Genomic DNA, 20,744 nt, shown 5'->3' on the forward strand with positions numbered 1-20,744 from the left:
GAGCCTGATGGGGGTGAATCCGTGTCGGACGCCGGTGCACCGGACCCCGCGTCGGCAGAGGCCGACGGTATGGCGGCGGCGATCCTGCACACCCTGTTCACCCAGTCCGCCGTGGGGCTGCATGTTCTGGACACGCGGTTGCGGGTGGTCCGGGCGACCGTCCTTTCCGGCACCGTTCCCGGCGAGCGTCTCGCGGGGCACTACTTCACCGACGCGTACCGGCTGGAGCGGCCGCACGAGGCGGAGCGGGTGCTGCGTGAAGTGCTGGACAGCGGTGTGGCCGTGCGCGACCTCGTGGTCCGCGGCCGGCTCGTGGACACGACCGGCCCCGACCGCAGCCTCAAGGTGTCCGTCCACCGGCTGGACGACGCGCAGGGGCGAACGCTCGGGCTGCTGGCCACGGTCGTCGATGTCGACGAGCAGGAGAAGGCACGCACCCGGGCGGCGTGCCTGACCGCGGTGCGCACCCGGGTGGGCAGGTCGCTCGATGTGGCGGCCACCTGCGAGGGGCTCGTCGCGGCAGTGGTGCCGGTGTTCGCCGACTTCGCCGTCGTCGAGGTGGTGGACGAGGTCCTGCGGGGGGCGGATCCGCCGCCGGGGCCCCTGGGGCACGACGTCCCGCTGCGCCGCGCGGCCCTTCGGGGTCTCGGTGCCGACGGTCACCGGGACGGCCTCGTCGGCGAGATGCGCCGGCTGCCCGCCCGTACGCCCTACGCGCTGGCCGTATCGGATCTCCGGCCCCGCCTGGTCCGGATCGGCGCTCGGACGCCCTGGCTCGCCACGGCCCCCGACAGTGCGCGGCTGATCGAGGCGATCGGGGCCCACTCCATGATCACGGCACCGCTGAAACTGCACGGCGCGGTCCTCGGTCTGGTGACTCTCTACCGGTGCCGGGAGTCGGAGCCCTTCGGGGAGAACGATCTCCCGCTGACGCTGACGGCCGCCGCCCATGTCGCCCTCAGCATCGACAACGCGCGGCGGTACGAGCGCGACCATGTGATCGCGTCGACGGTTCAGCGCCGGCTCCTGCCGCAGCGCGACAGTGACCACGTCGCCGTGGAGACCGCTCATGTCCTGCTGCCCGGACGCAACAGCGGCTCCTGGTTCGACACCATCGGTCTCTCCGGCGCCCGCACCGCCCTGGTCGTGGGCGCCGTGGAGGGGCCGGGGCTCCAGACGGCCATCACCATGGGCCAGTTGCGGACCGCCATCCACGCGCTGGCCGGGCTCGACCTGGAACCCGACGAGGTGCTGGCCCGGCTGGCCGACACCGCCGACCGCCTCGCCGGGGAACGGGCGGCGCTGCCGCCCGGGGACCGGCTGCTCGGACAGTCCATGACGGCAACCTGCATGTACGCCGTCCACGACCCGTTCTCCGGCACCTGCACCATCGCACGGGCGGGGAACGCGACACCGGGCCTCATCTCCCCCGACGGCACCTCGGTCCCGCTGGATGTGCCCGAGGGCCCCCGGCTCTTCTCCGGCGACAGCGCCCTCTTCGCCACCGCCACCTTCGAGCTCGACGAAGGCAGCATCCTGGCGTTCTTCTCCGGTACCCCCATGCCCGAGGGCCGGCAGTCGGCCGGCTTGCGCGAGGCCTTCACGAAGCCCGGCCGCAGCCTGCAGGACCTGTGCGACGACGTGGTCTACAACCTTCCGGACGATGCGCATCCCGAGGGTGCCGCCCTGCTCCTCGCCCGTACCGGCGTCGTCCCACCGGACCGGTTCGCCATCTGGGAGCTGGCCCAGGACCGGACCGCGCCGGGCGTCGCCCGCAGGCTCGTGCGCGACCGGCTCGACGGCTGGCACCTCGACGAGGAGACGATCGAGGCGACCGAACTCATCGTGAGCGAACTGGTCACCAACGCGGTCCGCTACGGCACCCCTCCGCTGCGGCTGCGGCTGATCCTGGACCGCACGCTCACCTGCGAAGTGCACGACAGCAGCCCGGTCTCGCCCCATCTGCGCCATGCCCGCACCGTCGACGAGGGTGGGCGCGGACTGTTCATCGTCTCCCAGCTCGCCGCCCACTGGGGCACCCGGTACGGCTCCGACGGCAAGACCCTGTGGACCGAGCAGGAGCTGGGGTCCGCCGCCGACGATTCCTGACCGGGGCGGGGCGATTCCGCGACGGACCATTGCACTGGGGGAACAACAGTGGTTCGCTGAACAACAGAAGATATGAATCGGGGTTCAGATCATGGCCTACCGACCCACCGCCCGCACGGAGGCGACCCGGCTCGCCCACCGCGAGCGGCTGCTCGACGCGGCACGGCAGCTGCTGGCGGAGGGTGGATACCCGGCGGCCAGCATCTCCGCGCTCGCCCGGCGGGCCGGCGTCGCGACCGGCAGCGTGTACAACCACTTCGCCTCCAAGCAGGAGCTGCTCGCCGCGGTCTTCCGGCATGTCGCAGGCCATGAGCTGAGCGCGGTCCGGGAGACCGTGCAGGCACGCAGTGGCGTCACCGAGCAGCTGCGCGCACTGGTCGAGGTCTTCTCGTACCGTGCGCTGCGCAGCCCCCGCACGGCCTGGGCGCTGCTGGCCGAACCCGTCGATCCGCTCGTCGAGGAGGAGCGGCTCACCTACCGGCGCGGCTACCACATGCTCGCCGAGACGGTCATCATCGCCGGCATCTCCTCGGGTGAACTGCCCCCGCAGAACGCCCAGTTGTCGGCCGCCGCCGTGATCGGCGCGGTCGGCGAGGCCCTGCTCGGCCCGCTCTCGCCGGTCGGCGCGCGAACCGACCCGGAACCGGTCGTGGAGAGCATCACCGCGCTGTGCCTCAGAGCGGTCGGCGCCGAGAACGCCTGACCACGGGCCGCCCGCCCCGCCCAACCGCTTCCCCCGCCGCCCCGCCCGCCGACCCAGGACAGGACCACCCGCCATGACCGTAACCCAGCACCGGACCGACCCGTCGCCCGGGGCCCCCGCGCCGCACCCCACCCACGAGGTCACCAACCAGGCACCGCCCCGCAAGGACCTCGACGAGTACGGCACCAACCTGCCGCTCGCCGAGGCCGTCCGCACCTTCGGCGCGGCCTGGCACGAACCGGAACTGCACGAGATCGGCACCCTGGTCGGCTCCGAGCACTTCCAGATCGCCACGGAGCTCGCCCACGCCTCGCCGCCCGTCCTGCGCACCCACGACCGGTACGGCAACCGCATCGACGAGATCGACTTCCACCCCGCGTACCACGAGATCATCGGCGCAGCCGTGAACCACGGCACGCACACCGCGGGCTGGGCCGACCCGAAGCCCGGAGCGGCGGTGGCACGGGCCGCGTCGTTCATGTTGTTCGCCCAGATCGAGCCCGGCCACGCCTGCCCGATGTCCATGTCGCATGCCGTGGTCCCGGTCCTCCAGCGCGACCCGGACGTGGGCCGGGACTGGCTGCCGGGCCTGCTCAGCCGCGCGTACGACCCCCGGTTGATCGCCCCGGGCGAGAAGTCCGGGCTCACCTTCGGCATGGGGATGACGGAGAAGCAGGGCGGCTCCGACGTACGTGCCAACACCACGCGGGCCGTCCCGCTGGCCTCCGACCCCGAGGGCCGGGCCCATCTGCTGACCGGTCACAAGTGGTTCTTCTCCGCCCCGCAGTCGGACGCCTTCCTGGTGCTGGCCCAGGCCGAGGCCGGACTCACCTGTTTCCTCGTGCCACGCGTACTGGCCGACGGCACTCGCAACACCGTCCGGATCCAGCGGCTGAAGAACAAGCTCGGCAACAAGTCGAACGCCTCCTCCGAGGTGGAGTTCGACGGCACCTGGGCGGTACGGGTCGGTGAGCCCGGCCGCGGTGTCCCGACCATCATCGAGATGGTCAACCACACCCGGCTCGACTGTGTGCTGGGCACCACCGCGGGCATGCGGCAGTCGGTGTCCGAGGCGATCTGGCACGCACGGCACCGCAGCGCCTTCGGGGCCCGGCTGGCCGACCAGCCGGCCATGACGGCGGTCCTCGCCGACCTGGCGCTGGAGACGGAGGCCGCGACCTGGACCTCGCTGCGCCTGGCCCATGCGTACGAGAACGGCAGCGGCGAGTCCGAAGAGATGTTCCGCCGGCTGGCCACCGCGGTGTCCAAGTACTGGATCTGCAAGCGCGGCCCGCACCACGCCTACGAGGCGTTGGAATGCCTGGGCGGCAACGGCTACACCGAGGACTGGCCGCTGGCCCGGCGCTACCGCGAGCAGCCGGTGATGGCGGTGTGGGAGGGGTCGGGCAACGTCATCGCCCTCGATGTGCTGCGCGGCATCGGACGCACACCCCAGTCGCTGGACGCCTTCTGGGCGGAGCTGGAGAAGACGGCCGGCGCCAGTTCCGTACTGGACGCACACATCGGCCGGGTGCGCCGGGAGCTCGCCGACGACCTGCGCGACCCGCTCGCGGCGCAGACCCGCGCCCGGGCGTCGGTCGAGGGCATGGCGCTGGCCCTGCAGGCCTCGCTGATGCTCCGTCACGCTCCTGCGGCGTCCGCCGAGGCGTTCGTGGCCGCCCGGCTCGGCGAGGGCCGTGGCCACCAGTACGGCATCCTGCCGCGCGGCACCGACGCCGCGGCGATCGTGGAGCGGCACTTCGGCGCCGACGGCTGAGCCGTCACCGCCGCCGTGCGGGCGGGCCCGAGCCCGCCCGCCCCCCGTCGCCGGGCGTGGCCGGCACGTTGCGCGTTAGGTTGGCTCCATGGAGTCGAGACCCCGCACCCTGTGGCTGCGTACCGAGCCCCTCCACGCAGTGATCTACTTCGACGAGGAGTGCCGGGGCATCGGGAGGTCCGTCGGCCTCAAGGGCTTCTGGATGGGGTACTTCGCCACCCGTACGGCCCCCATGGGGCGGATCCGCCCCGAGGCCGCCGCCGCTGTCCTGGGCGTCTTCGCTCCGGGCATGGTGGCCCGTGCGCTGCCCGACGCGTGGCGGCTCGTCACTCCCGAGAAGCTCACCGACCTGCGCGCCCGGCTCGCCGCGAGTGCGCTGCGCCGGCTGGTCCCCGGAATCGACTCCCTCGCCGGCCGGCTCGCCCCACCGCTCGCCGCGATGGTGGCGGACGCGTCACCGCTCGCCCGCCCGCTGTTCGCGGCGAACCGCCCGCTGTGCGACCGCACCGACCCGGTGGAGAACCTCTGGCAACTCACCACCGCGCTGCGGGAGTTCCGGGGCGACGCGCACGCCGCCGCGCTCGCCGACCACGGTCTCGACGCGCCCGAGGCGCTCGTTCTCGCCGCTGCCACGGACCGCGTCCCGCGCGAGGGCATCCGGCTCGACCGCGGCTGGAGCGAGGCGGAGTGGGCGGACGCCGAGGAACGGCTCCGCTCCCGCGGCCTGATCGACGCGGAGTCGGATGCCACGCCACGCGGCCACCGGGAACGGGAGCTCGTCGAGGACACCACCGACCGGCTGGCCGCCCGGCTGCTGCACCCCCTCGCCGAGAGCGCGGTGGACGAGCTGCTGGCCGCCCTGGAGCTGCCGGCCCGGCAGGTGCTGCAGGCGGAGCTGCTGCCGTACCCCAACCCGATCGGCCTGCCCCGGCAGGTCTGAGGCGTCGCGGGGTCCGGGCGGGGCCGGCACAGCAGGATCATCGAGCACACCGCCGCGAAGGCGCACCAGGTCGAGACGGACCCAGACGGCACAGCGCCGCGCAGACGGCGGCCCCGACTGCGGCCGGCACCCCGAGCCCTCTCAGCAGCCGGTCCCCGGACAGGAGCAGGGCACCGACCGTGGCCAGGAGATACCCGGCGATCAGCAGTCCTGAGCGGGGAAGGCCGAGGACGTAGCCGAGGGTGTGCCCACGGATCTCGGCGGTCACCGGGCGGGTCGCCAGGCAGTACGCGAGCGGAACGGCGGTCGCGATCCGCGACGGGGACCAGCAGGCGGCGCCGGGCGTACGGGGCGCGGCGCACAGCACACCCAGCGGAACCCACAACGGCAGCAGCGGCAGGGCAATGACCGCCCAGGCGAGGACGGCGGGGCCCGTGCCGCCGCCCGAGCGCCAGATCACGACTTCGCGATCCGGTGGGCGCCGAGCAGCAACGGCAGCGCCGCGAGCGGCAGATCACGCACCCGACGCACCCTCGCGACGCATGCCACCCCGATGGCGGCGATGCCCGTGCCGGCGACGAGGTCGGCGGTCGCACTCCAGCACATGGTGTCCCCCGTGACGTGGTGTCGCCCGTCCCCGGCCCAGCAGCGCGGAAGCGCTCACTTCCGTACGCAACGCTACGGCTCGGGCGGCGGTCACCGGGTATGGCACGTGCGGCACGCGCCGCCGCAGCGGCAGCCGCGGCAGCAGCGCCGGGCGAGCAGCACTCCCAGCACGGTGAGTGCGGCCACGGCCGCCGCCCCCGCGGCGCGCCTGGCCACCGGTCCGCCCGCCGTGCGCAGCAGGTCGATCGGCTCGGCCCCGCCCGTCGGCGCGGTGTCCGCCGTGTCGGCGGCGGGCTCCGCCGGTGCGGACGGTTCTGCGGCCGAGAGCCGTTGCGCGAGGCAGTCCGCGAAGCGGCCGACGAGTCCGTCGCTCACATCGCGCACGACGCCGCGGCCGAACTGGGCGGGCCGTCCGGTGACGGTGAGGTCGGTGGTCACCGAGACGGTCGTCCCGCCGTCGTCCTCGGCCAGTGCGGCGGTCACCGTCGCGCTCGCGGTGCCCTGGCCCCGTACTTCGTTGCCCCGGGCGGACAGGACCATGCGATGGGCCGCGTCGTCCTTCTCCAAGAAGGTCGCCGTGCCCCGGTACGTCACGGTGATCGGCCCCACCCGCACCTTCACGGAGCCTTTTACGGTGTCACCGTCGAACTCCTCGACGGTCGCGCCCGGCATGCACTGCGAGACATGTTCGATGTCGAGCAGTGCCCGCCAGGCCTCGTCTACCGGGACCGGCACGGTGAATGAGTTCTGCAGCTGCATGGTCGGCTCCTCACACGAATGACAGCGGCACGAAAGGGGCAGGGTCAAGGGGTTCACGAGGTCACCCGGATCTGAGCCGCGGGCGGTGGATCGCCCCGGCCGTGTCCGTGAGCGGGCTGCCCGTACCGCCCCAGCGCAGGGCCACGATCTCCGCGGCGATGGAGACGGCCACCTCCTCCGGAGTACGCGCCCCGAGGTCGAGGCCGATGGGGGATCTCAGCCGCGACAGTTCGGCTTCGCCGAGACCCGTCTCACGCAGCCGGGCCATGCGGTCCTCGTGGGTCCGGCGGCTGCCCATGACGCCGATGTACGCGGCCGGGGTGCGCAGCGCCACCTCCAGCAGCGGGACGTCGAACTTGGGGTCGTGGGTGAGCACGCACATCACGGTCCGCCCGTCGGTCTCCGTGTCGCGCAGATACCGGTGCGGCCAGTCGACGACGACCTCCGCACCGTCGGGGAAGCGGCGGGGGTCGGCGAAGGCGGGGCGGGCGTCGCAGACGGTGACCCGGTATCCGAGGAACGCGCCGATCCCGGCCACCGCCGCCGCGAAGTCGATCGCGCCGAAGACCAGCATCCGGGGCGGCGGGGCGAACGACTGCAGGAACACGGCGACATCGTCCTCGCGCCGTTCACCGTTCGGGCCGTAGTGCCGCAACCCCGTTGCCCCCTGGGCGAGTTCCCCGCGTGCGTCGGCTGTCACGGCGGCGTCGAGGCCGCTCGCACCCAGTGACCCCGTGGCGGTGTCCGGCCGGACCGCGAGGGCGGCGCCGCGCGGGGCGGGTCCGTCGGTGACGGTGGCGACCACCACCGGGCGGTGCCCGGCGACCGATGCGGCGACCTCGCCGAAGGTGGGGTCGTCCGCCGCCGTCACCGGGCGCACGAGGAGGGTGATCTCGCCGCCGCAGGTGAGTCCGACGGCGAAGGCGTCCTCGTCGCTGTACCCGAAGGTCTCCAGCCGGGCCCGGCCGGTTTCCACGACCTCCTTGGCCAGCTCGAATACCGCTCCCTCGACGCAGCCGCCGGAAACGCTGCCCACGACCTCGTCGTCCGGTCCCACGGCCATCGCCGCACCGGGGCCGCGCGGCGCACTGCGGCTGACCGCGACGACGGTGGCGAGCCCGAACGGCTCCCCCGCGGCGTACCAGCGTCCGAGCACCGGCAGGATCTCACGCATCGGACGCCACCCCCCGCACCACCGCGGCCAGTTGCTCCAGGGCCGCCAGGCTGTGACCTTCGACGAACGCGTCCACGTGCGGCAGCGCCGCCGCCATGCCCGCCGCGAGCGGCGCGTAACCGGGTTGCGCCTTGCGGGGGTTGGCCCAGACCACGCGATGCGCCAACCGGTGCAACCGACGCATCTGGGCGGCGAGCAGTGCGGGATCCGCGCGCTCCCAGCCGTCGGAGAGGACGACCACCACGGCTCCCCGTGCGCAGGAGCGCTGTCCCCAGCGGTCGAGGAAGGTGCGCAGCATCTCGCCGAGCCGGGTGCCGCCGCCGCGGTCGGGCACCGCGGCGGCGACCGCGGCCAGGGCCGTGTCCGGATCCCGGTGTCCCATCTCGCGGGTCACCCGGGTCACCCTGGTGCCGATCGTGAACACTTCGGTGGGGGTACGGGCCGCCGAACCGTTCGCGGCGGCGTGCGCGAAGCGCAGCAGGGCGTCCGCGTACGGGTCCATGGAGCCGCTCACGTCCAGCAGCAGCACCACCCGGCGCGGCTTGGTGGCGGGGGTGCGGTGGCGCAGCCGGGCGGGCTCGCCGCCGTGCCGCAGGAGCTCGCGCACGGTGCGCCGGGGGTCCGTGCCACCGCGTCGGGCGGGACGCATCCTGGCGGTGCGCCGGTCCTCGCCGCTCAGCGCGAACGCGTCCAGCAGGCGCCGCAGTTGGGCTCGTTCGGCGGCGGTCAGGCCGGCCATGTCCCGGTGGCGCAGGACCTCTGCCGAGCTTGCCAGGGCCGCCGAGGGCGGTGTCCGGTCGTCGCCCGTCCCGTCGGGGCCGCACGGCGGGACGGACCCGGTGGCCACCACCCGTGGCCGCGGCTTCGGAAGGGTCGCGGTACGGACCGGGGCGTGCGGTCGCGGGCTGTGGTCGAAGCAGGCGGCGAATACGCGGTCGTACCGCTCCAGGTCGTCCTGGCTGCCGCACAGGGTGAGCCGGCCCGCCCAGTACACGTCGGAGCGCCGTGCGGGGCTCAGCAGGTCGAGCGCGCCCAGGAACGTCTGCGTGCGGTCGGGGCCGGTGGCCACACCGGCGGCACGCAGTGCCCGGGTGAGTCCGACGGCGACTGCGGTCGCATCGATGGCGGGTTCGGTGGGCACGGGTCACGCTCCCCTCGCCGCGAGGACCGCGGACAGGTCGAGGGAGCGGGCGCGTTCCGCGTCCTCCCGGTATTTCAGCACCGAGCCCAGCGTGGCGAAGGCGAGTTCGGTGTCCAGCTCGGTGGCCCCGAGCGCGTCCAGGGCCTCGGCCCAGTCGATGGTCTCGGCCACTCCGGGCGGCTTGAGCAGATTTTCGGTGCGCAACCGCTGTACGACCGCGGTGACTTGTTCGGCGAGCCGGGCGGTCACCTGGGGCTGCCTTCTGCGGACGATCGCGAGTTCGCGGTCATAGCCGGGGTGGTCGAACCAGTGGTAGAGGCAGCGCCGTTTCAGCGCGTCGTGGACTTCCCTGGTCCGGTTGGAGGTCAGGACGACCACGGGCGGCGACTGGGCGCGCAGGGCGCCCAGTTCGGGGACGGTGACCGTGTATTCGGAGAGCAGTTCCAGCAGGAATGCCTCGAACTCGTCGTCCGCCCGGTCGACTTCGTCGACGAGCAGGACCGACGGCTGGGTCTCCACCGCCTGCAACAACGGGCGCGCGATGAGGAAGCGTCTGCTGTACAGCTCGCTCTCCAGCCGGTCCGCCTCGGTGATCCCGGCGGCCTCGGCGGCCCGCAGATGGAGCAGTTGGCGCGGGAAGTCCCAGTCGTACAGGGCCTGGGAGGCGTCGATGCCCTCGTAGCACTGGAGGCGGATCAGGGGCGCGTCGAGGACGTCCGCGAGGGCCGGGGCGAGTGCGGTCCTGCCCACGCCCGCGTCGCCCTCGCAGAAGAGCGGCCGGTGCAGTCTCAGTGCCAGGAAGCAGGCGATGGCGAGCCCTTCGTCGACGAGGTAGCCCGTTGCCTCCAGGCGGGCGCGCAGCTCGGCCGGTCCGTCCTGCGGCCCGTCCGTTCCGTTCGTCCCGGCCGCCGGTCCGGTCACCGGTCACTCCGTCCCGGCCGCGGCGAGCACCGCGCGCCGGGTCAGCACCCGTGCGAGGTGTTCGCGGTACTCGGGTGTCGCCGACGGATCCGAGGCGGGACGGGTGCCCTCCGCCGCCGCGCCGGCGGCGTGCGCCACCGCGGCCGGGCCGGCCGCCGCCCCGGCGAGCGCCTCCTCGGTGGCGCTCGCGCGCAGGGGTGTGGTGCCCATGTTGGTCAGGCCGATGCGGGCCTCGGCGATGCGGCCGTCGTCGCGCCGTACGAGTGCCGCCACGCCGACGATCGCCCAGCCCTGGGCGACCCGGCTGAACTTCTCGTAGTGGAAGCCCCAGGCGTCGGTCTTCGGCACCCGGATCTCCACCAGCAGCTCGTCGTCCGCCAGGGCCGTGCGCAGATAGTCGACGAAGAACTCGCGGGCCGGGACGGTGCGTCTGCCCCGCGGCCCCGCGGCCACCATTGCGCCGTCCAGGGCGAGCAGTACCGCGGGGAGGTCGCCGGCCGGGTCGGCGTGGGAGAGCGAGCCGCCGAGTGTGCCGCGATGCCGTACGGCGGGGTCGGCGACGGTCTCGGTGGCGGCGGCCAGCAGCCCGGCGTGGCGGCGTACCAGGGGGTCGTGGATGACGTCGTGGTGGGTCGTCATGGCTCCGATGACGAGCGATCCGGTGGCGGTGTCCTCGCGGACGCCGCGCAGTTCCGGGATCCGGCCGAGGTCGACGAGGAGTTCGGGGAAGGCGAGGCGCAGGCGGAGGATGGGGATCAGGCTCTGTCCGCCCGCCAGTACCTTGGCCTCCTCGCCGCCGTCGTGCAGTGTGCGTACCGCCTCGTCGACGGTGTCGGGCCGTGCGTAGTCGAATGCGGCGGGAATCATGCGGTCGCCTCCTTCGCCCGTGCGTCCGTGACGGCCTGCCAGATGCGCTGCGGGGTGCACGGCATGCCCACGTCCTTCACGCCGAGCGGCCGCAGCGCGTCCACGACCGCGTTGACGACGGCCGGGGTGGAGGCGATGGTCCCGGCCTCGCCGACCCCCTTGACGCCGAGGGCGTTGGAGGTCGCCGGAGTCTCGGTGCGGTCGGTGACGAAGTCCGGCAGGTCCGGTGCGGCGGGCACCAGGTAGTCCGCCATCGTCCCGGAGACCAGATTGCCCTCGGTGTCGTACACCGCCTCCTCGTAGAGCGCCTGCGCGATGCCCTGGGCGAGACCGCCGTGGATCTGGCCCTGGACGATCATCGGGTTGATCACCTTCCCGATGTCGTCGACGCAGACGTAGCTGCGGATGCGGGCCCGCCCGGTCTCGGTGTCGACCTCGATCGCGCACAGGTGTGTGCCGTGCGGGAAGGAGAAGTTGTCCGGGTCGACCAGATGCCCGGCGTTGATCGTCGGTTCCATCCCGTCGGGCAGGTCGTGGGACGAGAACGTCGCGAAGGCCACGTCCTGGATGGTCTTCGTCGCCTCCGGTGATCCCTTCACCGAGAAGGTCCCGGCGGAGAACTCCAGGTCGGCCTCGTTCGCCTCCAGCAGGTGCGCGGCGACCCTGCGGGCCTTGGCCACCACCTTCAGCGCGGCGTGGTGGACGGCCAGTCCGCCGACCACCAGGGACCGTGAGCCGTAGGTGTCCATGCCCTGCGGGACCGCCCTGGTGTCGCCGTGCACGACCTCGATGTCCTCGAACGGCACCCCCAGCACGTCCGCGGCGATCTGGCTCCAGCAGGTGGCATGGCCCTGTCCGTGCGGGCTGGTCCCAGTGGTGACCTCAACCTTTCCGGTGGGCAGCATGCGGATGGTGGCGGCCTCCCAGCCCCCGGCCGCGTACCGCAGGTCGCGCAGGACGCGGCTGGGTGCGAGGCCGCACATCTCGGTGAAGGCGGAGATGCCGATCCCGAGCCGCACCGGGTCGTCGCGGGCGTTGCGCTCACGCTGTTCGGCGCGCAGGTCGTCGTAGCCGAAGAGGGCGAGGGCCCGGTCGGTGGCCGCCTCGTAGTTGCCGCTGTCGTAGGTGAGTCCGGCGATGGACGTGTACGGGAACTCCTCGTGGCCGATCCAGTTGCGGTGGCGCAACTCGATGGGGTCCAGGCCGAGTTCGGCCGCGAGTTCGTCCATGGTCCGCTCGATCGCGAAGGTCGCCTCGGGGCGGCCGGCGCCGCGGTAGGCGTCGGTCGGCGTCTTCGTGGTGAAGACGCCGGTGCACCGGAAGGTGTACGCGTTCATCTTGTAGATCCCCGGGTACATGAACGCGCCGAGCAGCGGAATGCCGGGGGTGATCAGCATCAGGTAGGCGCCCATGTCGGCGAGCAGGTCGACGCTCAGGCCGAGGATCTCGCCGTCCTTCGTCGCGGCGATCTCGATGTCCTGGATCTGGCCGCGGCCGTGATGGGTGGCCTGGTAGCCCTCGGAACGGGACTCGGTCCATTTGACGGGCCTGCCGAGCTTCCTGGCCAGGGCGAGGGCGACGGCCTCCTCCCCGTACACCTGGAGCTTGGATCCGAAGCCGCCGCCGACGTCCGGGGCGATCACCCGCAGCCGTTGTTCGGGGATCCCGGTGACCATGGACAGGACGACCCGGGCCACGTGCGGGACCTGGGTGGAGGAGTACAGGGTGTACTCGTTGGACGAGGTGGGCGGTGTGGCGACCACCGCTCTGGGTTCCATGGCGTTGGGGATGAGGCGCTGCTGGGTGTAGCGGCGGTGCAGCACGATGTCGGCGCGGGCCTTCTGCGCCGCGTAGTCGCCGGTGGCCAGCGGCCAGGTGTAGCAGCGGTTGGTGCCCTTGCCGTTGTGGACGAGCGGGGCGTCGTCGGCCAGCGCCGCTTCCAGGCCGAGCACGGGTGGCAGGGGTGTGTAGTCGACCTCCACGGCCTCCAGCGCGTCCGCGGCGGCGTACCGGCCGCGGGCGACGATCAGGGCGACGGGTTCTCCGGCGTACCGCACCTCGTCGACGGCGACGGCCGGGTGGTCGGGCATGACGATGTCCTCGGTCACCGGCCATACGCACGGCATGGGTCCGAGCTCGTCGGCCAGGTCACGGCCGGTGAGAGCGGCGATCACCCCCGGCCGTTCCAGCGCGGCCGACACGTCGACGCGGTCGATCCGGGCGTGGGCCATGGGGCTGCGCAGGATCGCCAGGTGCAGCAGGCCCGGCACCGTGATGTTGTCGGTCCAGGTGGTGCGGCCGGTGACGAGCCGTGCGTCCTCCTTGCGGGTCCGGGAGCGGCCGACCTCGGGGCGTCGTTCGCCGGCGGTGGTCGGGGCGGTCATGTCCGTGCCTCCTGCCCGGCGGTGGCCGGGGCGGCCCCGGGCCACGCGTCCGGCCGACCGGTGTCCGTGGGCCGGGGCGTGGGGGCCCGGCGGCGTCGCTCCTCGGCGGCCGCCGCCAGGACGGCACGCACGATGTTCTGGTAGCCGGTGCAGCGGCAGAGGTTGCCCTCCAGCCCGTGACGGATCTCCTCGGGCGTGGGGTCGGGGTTCTCCTTGAGCAGGTCGCGGGCCGCCATGATCATGCCGGGGGTGCAGTAGCCGCACTGCAGCGCGTGCTGTTCGTGGAACGCGGTCTGCAGCGGTGTCCATGCGCCGTCGGAGGCGAGTCCCTGGACGGTCGTCACTTCCCCTCCGTCGGCCTGGACGGCCAGTACGGAGCAGCTCTTGACGCTGTCACCGTCGAGTTCGACGGTGCATGCCCCGCAGTTGCTGGTGTCGCAGCCGACGGGAGTGCCGGTGAGGCCCAGATGGTCTCTGAGGTAGTGGACCAGCAGCAGTCGGGGCTCGACCTCGTCCTCGTACCGTGTGCCGTCCACCGTCATCGAAATGCGGGTCATATGTGCTCCCGGGCTCAGGCCGTGGTGTCGTTCCACGCGTAGGGCGGGGCCACGGGGCCGCTCGCCGGTCCGGCGCCGACGGTTTCGAGCTCTGCGTCGGCGGCCTTCATCAGCTGTGCGGCGACGTCCTTCATGGCACGGCTCGCCGCGAGTTCGTCGCCGATGACGGGTACGTCCACGTCCTGCGGGTTGCAACGGGCGACCCCGTGTCCGGTGAGCTGCGTGGAGCCGGTGTCCAGCACCGCCTCAGCCCTGGTCGTCCCGTCGTCCTCGGTCAGACCGAGGCGGAGCCTCCACTCCAGCGTGCGGGTCATCGCGCACCTCCTGCGACCGCGTCCGGTCGCGATGCGCCGCCTCGACGCGGTCCTGCCACCAGGATCCACCCGGCCGGGCGGGTTCGCGCGTTCCGGCTCGTCCTGCGGAGATCACACCGCCGAAATAAGATGCGGGGTGTCCAATTCCACCGAAGGCGGGCGACGGCCGAACGTCGCACCGGGATCCGGTCCGCCGATACCCCGGACGGCCCCGCCGCGGCAGGCCCCGGGGTGCGCCGCGCAGACGACCGCAGTGCGGAGCGGCCCATGAACCGGCGTCGTCCTCCCCGTTCGGCGAGTGCCGAGGAGTTGCTCACCACGCTGCAACAGCTCACCTCCCGGGCGCGCCGCGAGGTGGAGTTGCATCAGGCGCGGGTGGAACTGGCCGAGGTGCTGCAGCGCGAGATGCTCCCCCGGTCCCTGCCCGCCCGCCCGGGGCTCCAGACCGCTGCCCGGTACACACCGGCCCGCAGCGGTCTGGACATCGGCGGCGACTGGTACGACGGATTCGTGCTGCCGGACGGTGCGCTGGCCTTCGCCATCGGCGACGTACAGGGCCACGACGTCGAGGCCGCGGCATTCATGGGCCAGATCCGCATCGCCATGCGGGCGATCGCCGCCACCGCCACGGACCCCGGCGAGGTCGTGGGCCGGACCAACGACCTGCTGGTCTCGGTGGGCTCGGGCCTCTTCGCGACCTGTACGTTCATCCGCCTCGACCCGGAGTCCCGGGAGCTGCAGAGCGCCCGGGCCGGGCATGTCGCCGCGGTGTGGGCCACGGCCGACGGGCGTTCCGGCGTGACCCGCGACGAGGGCGGGCTGCCACTGGGGATCCAGGCGGGTGAGCACTATCCGGTCACCCGGCGGCGACTGACGGCTCCGGGCGCCTTCGTCCTGGTCACGGACGGGGTGGTCGAGGGTCCCGCGTTCCCGATCGACCGGGGTCTGGACGCGGTGACCCGGCTGGTGCGCGCACGGGTCGGCGCCGACGCCGGCGAGCTGGCCGACGCGGTGCTGCAGGCGGCGGAGCAGACCGGGCACCAGGACGACGCCGCCGTCCTCGTGGTGCGCCACGGGGCCGTCCCCGGCCGGTACTGAAATCCCGGCCCTTCCGGGCCGAAGCGCCCGTCAGCGGCGGCGACCCGGACAGGACCTGAGCGTGTCAAACAGCCGCCACCCGTCCGGGGCGGTGTCTGATGAGATGTGTGATCCGCAGCGAGAGAACCAGACGTACGGCCGTGGCCGTACTGCGTGTCCTGGCCGTCACCGCTGCCTACTACGCGGGCGGAGGACTCGGCCTCATCCGGGAGGTGTCCGTCCACGGCGCGGTCGTCACGCCGCTCTGGCCGCCGACGGGCATCGCGCTGGGCGCCCTGATCTACCTGGGCCTGAGTGCCTGGCCCGGTATCGCGCTGGGCTCCCTGCTCGTCGTGGCCACGCTCAGCGGCTCGGTGACGCCCTCCACCTTCGCCGTCGTGGCGGGCAACACCGTGGCCCCCGTCTGCGCGTATCTCATACTCCGCAGAGCCGGCTTCCGCAAGGAACTGGACCGGTTGCGCGACGGGGTCATGCTGGTCTTCCTCGGCGCGCTGGCCGGGATGGTCATCAGCGCGACCGTGGGCACGGGCATGCTGTTGCTGGACGGCAAACTGCCCGCGAGCGGGTTCTGGCCGGTCTGGGCGGCATGGTGGTCGGGAGACGCGATGGGGGTGCTCGTGGTCACTCCGCTGCTGCTCGTGCTGCGCAGGCTGCGGATGCCGCGGAGCGGTGACCGCTGGATCGAGGCGAGCGCGCTGCTGATCGTCTCCGTCACGGTCTCGCTGGTGGCCACCCGGAGCTCACTGGCGATGATGTACCTGGTGTTTCCGCTGCTGATCTGGGCGGCTCTGCGATTCCAGCTGGCGGGGAGCGCGCCCTGCGCGCTCCTGGTGTCGGTCCTGGCGGCGATCGCGGGAACGCAGGGGGTGGGTCCGTTCGAGGGCCAGACCATCCTTCATGTGATGGTCAATCTCACCGTGCTCAACGGCTGCGTGGCCCTGACCGCGCTGCTGCTCGCGGCGGTGGTGACCGAGCAGAGCAATATCCGGCACAGGATCGAGCGCGCCTGCGAGGAACTGGCCGAAGTGGTGGATCATCTGGCGCCGGGAAGGGCGGCGGCCGCGTGGCGGTCCCGGTCCGAGGACGAACTCGAAGGCCGCTGAGCCCCACGCCTCCCCCTGCCACCACCGCCAGGGCCGACACACCACACCGAAACGATCCGGCCAGCGGCCGTCACCATATGTCCCTCGCTCGTTTGTTGGCCGGGGAAGGTCTCCCGACAGCGCGTTGTCGCGGACGAACCTGGTGGACAGGCCGAGCAGTTGACCGGCGTACATGTCCGCACACAACCCGATTCAGGTGCATTCCAAATGCCAACACTTACCCACAGACCCAGAGATCCGGCGCGGAACGGGACGAGATCCGAGTCAGTGTGCATGTCTGAACTTCACGAGAACTCCAGCGAAATGGCATGTCTGTGGATATCGTGCACCGAGCGAGGGCGCATCCGTCAGTCCATGAGATCGGCGGATGCGCCCTGTTTGTGACGATGCGACTGTGACTGGGGGGTTCATGGGGCATGTCGACCTACCCGATTCGGACAGAACAGGACCCGTGGGACTGGCGGGGGCGCCACGTCCGCGCTCTGTCTCGAACCGGCCTCGCAGCAACCAACTCGACGAACTGTGGAGGGCGCCGACCGCGCCACGCGGACGATCCGAACCGGCCGTCGCGAAAAGAAGGACGGCCCGGTGCATACCGGTTGTCGTAGGCGCCGAGCTCCTCGGCCTCGGGGTTCCGGCATGGCTCGTACTGCGCGCCGGCGGGCAGTCCCGGACCGCGGTGGCCGCCGCCGTCGCGGCACTGGTGTGGTCCGGCCTGCGGGCCGTGCGCGGCCGGTACGCGGACCAGCTCCCGGGCGAACCGCCGGGGGTACTGAGTACGATCCGCGACTGGCTGCTGCTCATAGGCGTGCTCGCCGTGCTGCGCACCGCGACCGGCGGGTCGGTCGACCCGGCGACGGCGATCGTGGGACTGCTGCCCGGCCTGTCGGCGGCCATCGCGGCGCAGGCCCTGCGGCGGCTGCCGTGGCCGGGGCGCCGGCCACGGGCGGTCCGGCGGGTGCTGGTGGTCGGCGAGGCTCCCGGAGTGGACCGCGCCGTCCGGTCGCTCGCGTCCCGTGCGGACCATCCGTACGCGGTCGTGGCCGCGGTCCCGGTGGGGACCACACCGCTGGAGTGCGGAGTTCCGGTGCCGGGCCGGCTCGCGCCGGCGCCGGCCGACGACGATGTGTCGACCGTGCTGGGCGGGGCCTTCGCCCAGGACGCGGACCTGGCGCTGGTGGTTCCCGGCCCCCAGCTCTCCGAGGAACGGCTCTGCCGGCTCTCCTGGGGGCTGCACGACAGCGGGCTCCCGCTGTCCGTGCTGTCGGAGCTCTCGGGCATCGCGGCCGCCCGGGTGCGGCCCACCGCCGCGGCCGGGCTCACACTGCTGCACATCGCGCCACCCCTGCGCCGGGGGCCGCAGCCGGCCCTGAAAGCCCTCGTGGACCGTGTCGGCGCCGCCCTCGGCCTGCTGGTCCTGACGCCCCTGCTGGTCCTGATCGGGGTGGCGGTGCGCCTCGGATCCGACGGGCCGGTGTTCCACCGCCAGATCCGCCACGGGCAGCACAACCGGCCATTCACGATGTGGAAGTTCCGCACCATGGTGGCCGACGCAGAGAACCACAAACAACGGCTCGTCGCCGCGAACGAGCTCGACGGCCCGATGTTCAAGATGCGCCGCGATCCCCGGGTGACCGGAATCGGCCGTCTGCTGCGCCGGACCTCCCTCGACGAGCTCCCGCAACTGCTCAATGTGCTCCGTGGCGACATGTCGCTGGTCGGTCCACGCCCTCCGCTGCCGGAGGAGGTGTCCCGCTACGACGAGCGCGAGCTCCGGCGCCTCGCGGTGAAGCCGGGGCTGACCGGGCTGTGGCAGGTCAGCGGCCGTTCGGACCTGTCCTGGCAGGAGACGGTCTCGCTCGATCTGTGGTACGTCGACAACTGGTCGGTGGCCACGGACATGGGGCTCATGGCCCGTACGCTGCGCGCCGTCACCGACGGCCGCGGGGCGTACTGAGAGCGGCGGCCGTCGATGCGAGGAGGGCGAAGTCTCCGGCCGTGCACGGACGGTCGGCCTGGCGGCCGTCGCGCCGTGCCGGCCGGCCCGTCCAGGACGGCCCGCGGGGCCCGCTCAGACCTGTGCGGTCTGCCGTTCCAGCCACCATGCGTAGGTCTGGGCGATCCCGTCACGCAGCGCGATCCGCGGCGCGAAGCCGAGAGCGGTGAGCCGGGAGACGTCGAGCAGCTTACGCGGGGTGCCGTCGGGCTTCGCCCTGTCCCATTCGACGACCCCCTGAAATTCCGTCACATCTTGTATAATGCCAGCGAGTTCACGGATCGTCAGGTCCGTGCCGCAACCGATGTTGACCGGTTCGTCGCCGTCGTATCGCTCCAGCAGCAGGAGGCACGCGGCGGCCAGGTCGTCGACGTGCAGGAATTCCCGGCGCGGGCTGCCGGAGCCCCAGAGTGTGACCGCGGACGAGCCGTCCCGGCGCGCCTCGTGGAAGCGGCGGATCAGCGCGGGCAGTACGTGCGAGGTCTCCAGGTCGAAGTTGTCGCCCGGGCCGTAGAGGTTGGTGGGCATGGCGCTGATGTACGAGGCGCCGTACTGCCGACGGTACGACCGGGTCTGCACGATTCCGGCGATCTTGGCCAGCGCGTACGCCTCGTTGGTCGGCTCCAACGGGCCGGTGAGCAGGGCACTTTCGGGGATCGGCTGCGGGGCGAGCCTGGGGTAGATGCAGGACGAGCCGAGGAAGAGCAAGCGCTCGACCCCGGCCGCGTGCGCCCCGGCGACGACGCTCAGCTGGATGCGCAGATTGTCCTCCAGGAACTGCACCGGGTACGTGTTGTTGGCCATGATCCCGCCGACCTTGGCGGCGGCGAGCACCACGGCGTCGGGACGGACCTTGCGGAGAAACGCCTCGGTCCGCGCGGCGTTGCGCAGATCGAGGTGGCCGCGGTCGCGGGTGATCACTTCGTGCCCCTCGGCGGTGAGGCGGCGCACCACCGCCGAGCCGACCAGGCCGCGGTGGCCCGCGACGAAGATGCGGGCACCGGATCGTAGAAGGGGGCGGACGGATTCCTGGGAAGGACCGGGGAGATCAGTCGTCATGTCCGGATGATGCCAGCACCCCGCAGCCGGCGGCGATGTTTTGCCGCAGAACGCTCAATTCCGATATTTCGGCGGGAAGTATTCGGTGCGGAACAACAGCCACCGAGGTGACCAGAGAAGGGGGAGTCGTGGCGAAGACCGCGCTCATCACCGGCGTGACCGGACAGGACGGTTCGTACCTGTCCGAGCTGCTGCTCGACAAGGGGTACACGGTCCATGGGCTGATACGCCGCTCGTCGAGCTTCAACACCGAGCGCATCGACCACATCTACCAGGGGCCGGAGGAGGAGAACCGCTCGTTCGTCCTGCACCATGCCGACCTGGCCGACGGTGTCGCGCTGGTGAATCTGCTGCGTGACATCCGGCCGGACGAGGTCTACAACCTGGGCGCGCAGTCGCACGTCCGCGTCTCGTTCGACGCCCCGCTGTACACGGGTGACATCACCGGTCTCGGCACCATCCGGCTGCTGGAGGCGGTCCGCGCGAGCGGGATCGACACCCGTGTCTACCAGGCGTCGTCGTCCGAGATGTTCGGCGCCACCCCGCCGCCGCAGAACGAGGGGACCCCGTTCCATCCGCGGAGCCCGTACAGCGTCGCCAAGGTCTACTCGTACTGGGCCACCGTCAACTACCGTGAGGCGTACGGGATGTTCGCGGTCAACGGGATCCTCTTCAACCATGAGTCCCCGCGCCGCGGCGAGACCTTCGTGACCCGGAAGATCACTCGCGGGGTGGCCAGGATCAAGGCGGGCCTGCAGACCCATCTCCATCTGGGCAACCTCGATGCGGTACGCGACTGGGGCTACGCCCCCGAGTACGTCGACGCGATGTGGCGGATGCTCCAGTGCGACGCCCCGGACGACTATGTGGTGGCCACCGGCGAGGGTGTCAGTGTCCGGCAGTTCCTGGAGTACGCCTTCGCGCACGCGGGCCTGGACTGGCGCGAGCATGTCCGCTACGACGCCAAGTACGAACGCCCCAGCGAGGTCGATGCCTTGATCGGGGACGCCACCAAGGCCGAGGAGAAACTCGGCTGGAAACCGGTCGTGAGGTCGCAGGAGCTTGCCCGGATCATGGTCGAGGCGGACATCCGCCAGCTCTCCGACCAACTCGCCGGAGCGGCCGTGCGGGTGGACCGATGAGGCCTCCCGGGACCGACGCGACAGCCGGCTCCACCGTGTTGCCGGTGGAGCCGGGCGCAACCGCAGGGGCCGGAGCAGTTCGCTCGGCCCACCG

Annotated in this window: 17 protein-coding genes and 1 pseudogene; 8 read left to right on the plus strand and 10 right to left on the minus strand. The window is 72.2% G+C overall.

The annotated features are described in order from the left end of the window. The first annotated feature begins 21 nt into the window (after nt 1-21). The 4 genes from OG978_RS04785 (at nt 22) to OG978_RS04800 (ending at nt 5,529) form a co-directional block, all read left to right on the plus strand. Nucleotides 22-2,109 carry a SpoIIE family protein phosphatase gene (locus OG978_RS04785; RefSeq protein ID WP_442817655.1) on the plus strand — a complete coding sequence of 696 codons (2,088 nt, stop codon included), beginning with the start codon at nt 22-24 and terminating at the stop codon, nt 2,107-2,109. A 91-nt stretch (nt 2,110-2,200) separates the two neighbouring features. After that, nucleotides 2,201-2,812: a TetR/AcrR family transcriptional regulator gene (locus OG978_RS04790; protein ID WP_326763970.1), complete on the plus strand. Its 612-nt coding sequence runs from the start codon at nt 2,201-2,203 to the stop codon at nt 2,810-2,812. Nucleotides 2,813-2,885: 73 nt separating this feature from the next. After that, a complete protein-coding gene (locus OG978_RS04795) occupies nt 2,886-4,589 on the plus strand; it encodes an acyl-CoA dehydrogenase family protein (RefSeq protein ID WP_326763971.1) in 1,704 nt (567 codons plus the stop codon). An 88-nt stretch (nt 4,590-4,677) separates the two neighbouring features. Further along, a complete protein-coding gene (locus OG978_RS04800) occupies nt 4,678-5,529 on the plus strand; it encodes an SCO6745 family protein (protein WP_326763972.1) in 852 nt (283 codons plus the stop codon). Nucleotides 5,530-5,566: 37 nt separating this feature from the next. Here the strand turns inward: OG978_RS04800 and OG978_RS04805 are convergent. The 9 genes and pseudogenes from OG978_RS04805 to OG978_RS04845 all read right to left on the minus strand — a co-directional run bounded on the left by OG978_RS04805 (nt 5,567) and on the right by OG978_RS04845 (nt 14,252). Next, nucleotides 5,567-6,135, minus strand: a pseudogene (locus tag OG978_RS04805) (DUF6629 family protein). 90 nt (nt 6,136-6,225) lie between these two features. Beyond that, on the minus strand, nt 6,226-6,894 hold the full coding sequence (locus OG978_RS04810) for an SRPBCC family protein (protein WP_326763973.1): 669 nt from the start codon (nt 6,892-6,894) through the stop codon (nt 6,226-6,228). A 61-nt stretch (nt 6,895-6,955) separates the two neighbouring features. Beyond that, on the minus strand, nt 6,956-8,068 hold the full coding sequence (locus tag OG978_RS04815) for an XdhC/CoxI family protein (RefSeq protein WP_326763974.1): 1,113 nt from the start codon (nt 8,066-8,068) through the stop codon (nt 6,956-6,958). Beyond that, nucleotides 8,061-9,209, minus strand: coding sequence for a vWA domain-containing protein (locus tag OG978_RS04820; protein ID WP_326763975.1), 1,149 nt, complete (start codon nt 9,207-9,209; stop codon nt 8,061-8,063). The genes OG978_RS04815 and OG978_RS04820 overlap by 8 nt, the downstream gene beginning before the upstream one ends. Nucleotides 9,210-9,212: 3 nt before the next feature. Beyond that, nucleotides 9,213-10,130 (minus strand): AAA family ATPase, encoded by a 918-nt coding sequence (locus OG978_RS04825; RefSeq protein WP_326763976.1) that lies wholly within the window; start codon nt 10,128-10,130, stop codon nt 9,213-9,215. A gap of 3 nt (nt 10,131-10,133) precedes the next feature. Continuing rightward, on the minus strand, nt 10,134-10,997 hold the full coding sequence (locus OG978_RS04830) for an FAD binding domain-containing protein (protein ID WP_326763977.1): 864 nt from the start codon (nt 10,995-10,997) through the stop codon (nt 10,134-10,136). Next, on the minus strand, nt 10,994-13,381 hold the full coding sequence (locus tag OG978_RS04835; protein WP_326763978.1) for a xanthine dehydrogenase family protein molybdopterin-binding subunit: 2,388 nt from the start codon (nt 13,379-13,381) through the stop codon (nt 10,994-10,996). Before OG978_RS04835 ends, OG978_RS04830 begins: the two co-directional genes overlap by 4 nt. Next, entirely contained in the window at nt 13,378-13,938 is a 561-nt protein-coding gene (locus OG978_RS04840) for a (2Fe-2S)-binding protein (RefSeq protein ID WP_326763979.1), read from the minus strand. The genes OG978_RS04835 and OG978_RS04840 overlap by 4 nt, the downstream gene beginning before the upstream one ends. A 14-nt stretch (nt 13,939-13,952) precedes the next feature. Further along, nucleotides 13,953-14,252 (minus strand): DUF1876 domain-containing protein, encoded by a 300-nt coding sequence (locus tag OG978_RS04845; protein ID WP_326763980.1) that lies wholly within the window; start codon nt 14,250-14,252, stop codon nt 13,953-13,955. 267 nt (nt 14,253-14,519) lie between these two features. Between OG978_RS04845 and OG978_RS04850 the strand changes: the two genes are divergently transcribed. The 3 genes from OG978_RS04850 (at nt 14,520) to OG978_RS04860 (ending at nt 18,410) form a co-directional block, all read left to right on the plus strand. Further along, a complete protein-coding gene (locus tag OG978_RS04850) occupies nt 14,520-15,350 on the plus strand; it encodes a PP2C family protein-serine/threonine phosphatase (protein ID WP_326763981.1) in 831 nt (276 codons plus the stop codon). 107 nt (nt 15,351-15,457) lie between these two features. Further along, nucleotides 15,458-16,453: an MASE1 domain-containing protein gene (locus OG978_RS04855; protein ID WP_326763982.1), complete on the plus strand. Its 996-nt coding sequence runs from the start codon at nt 15,458-15,460 to the stop codon at nt 16,451-16,453. A 409-nt stretch (nt 16,454-16,862) separates the two neighbouring features. Next, nucleotides 16,863-18,410, plus strand: coding sequence for a sugar transferase (locus OG978_RS04860; protein ID WP_326769932.1), 1,548 nt, complete (start codon nt 16,863-16,865; stop codon nt 18,408-18,410). Between the two features lie 114 nt (nt 18,411-18,524). Here the strand turns inward: OG978_RS04860 and OG978_RS04865 are convergent, their stop codons facing one another. After that, nucleotides 18,525-19,508, minus strand: a complete 984-nt coding sequence (locus OG978_RS04865) for a GDP-L-fucose synthase family protein (protein WP_326763983.1) — start codon at nt 19,506-19,508, stop codon at nt 18,525-18,527. 128 nt (nt 19,509-19,636) lie between these two features. Between OG978_RS04865 and gmd the strand changes: the two genes are divergently transcribed. Beyond that, complete coding sequence (gene gmd, locus OG978_RS04870) at nt 19,637-20,650, plus strand: GDP-mannose 4,6-dehydratase (protein ID WP_326763984.1); 1,014 nt, start codon at nt 19,637-19,639, stop codon at nt 20,648-20,650. The last annotated feature ends 94 nt before the right edge of the window (nt 20,651-20,744 follow it).

The sequence above is a fragment of the Streptomyces sp. NBC_01591 genome (genome assembly GCF_035918155.1).
Classification (GTDB): Bacteria; Actinomycetota; Actinomycetes; order Streptomycetales; family Streptomycetaceae; genus Streptomyces.